The organism is Xenorhabdus sp. NBAII XenSa04, assembly GCF_963866145.1.
Lineage (GTDB): Bacteria > Pseudomonadota > Gammaproteobacteria > Enterobacterales > Enterobacteriaceae > Xenorhabdus > Xenorhabdus indica.
In genome coordinates this window covers 1-766 of the sequence record NZ_CAWMEB010000099.1, presented here as the reverse complement: position 1 = coordinate 766, position 766 = coordinate 1, and the positions used below count along the sequence as shown (strand labels likewise).

Genomic DNA, 766 nt, shown 5'->3' with positions numbered 1-766 from the left:
AGCCTGTTTAATCTGGCGGGTATTCAGAATACCTCGGACGATTTAATCATGGGGCTGGTGATGGGCACACTGTTTATCGTCCTGCCGATGGTCTGGCTGGGGGCATTAGCGTAGGCCGGTGTACGCATGGGCGATATGGCAGGCATGATGAGTCAGGGCGTAGGGCAGGTCAGGCAATCAGCCGGGATGTTCGGGCAGCTGGTGATGCAGAAGATGATGTCCAAAGGAAAGTAGAAGGCGTCGTGAGCAAAGACCATGTGCATATATTGGTGAGTTGTCCTCCAACGCTAGCGCCCTCAGAAATCATGAGGCGAATAAAGGGCAGGACAGCGAGCAAGTTGTTTGAAGAGTTTGCTCACCTGAAAAAGCGTTACTGGGGTCAGCATTTTTGGTGCAGAGGCTATTTTTGTGCGACGGTAGGCCAGTTAACGGAAGAGATGATAAAAGCCTACCTGAAGCATCATTTTGAACCCAACCCGAATGATCACTTCAGGCTGGATAATTGACGCATCGTTCAGCCGATGCGTATCCGGACTTTTAGTCCGTTAATCACTAACCCACCGACTTTAGTCGGTGGTTGTTGAGTTTGGTCAACTTGGCGACGACGACATCAGTATCGCGCACAACAATGTCATTATCGTCGGCGGAATAACCTGATGATTACGGAACGATTACGGCTGTAGTACTAAGGTTGAATGATGGCTAAGGCGCATTCTAGGCAAAACCGTGCCGTAAATAAAGCGGCAAAAACCGAACGTTATTACAC

1 pseudogene is annotated in these 766 nt (G+C 49.6%); it reads left to right on the top strand.

Annotation, left to right across the window (positions count from 1 at the left end):
* Positions 1-224: 224 nt before the first annotated feature.
* Positions 225-506 (top strand): annotated as a pseudogene (gene tnpA / locus AAC147_RS05600) (IS200/IS605 family transposase); the annotation flags it as partial.
* Positions 507-766: the final 260 nt, after the last annotated feature.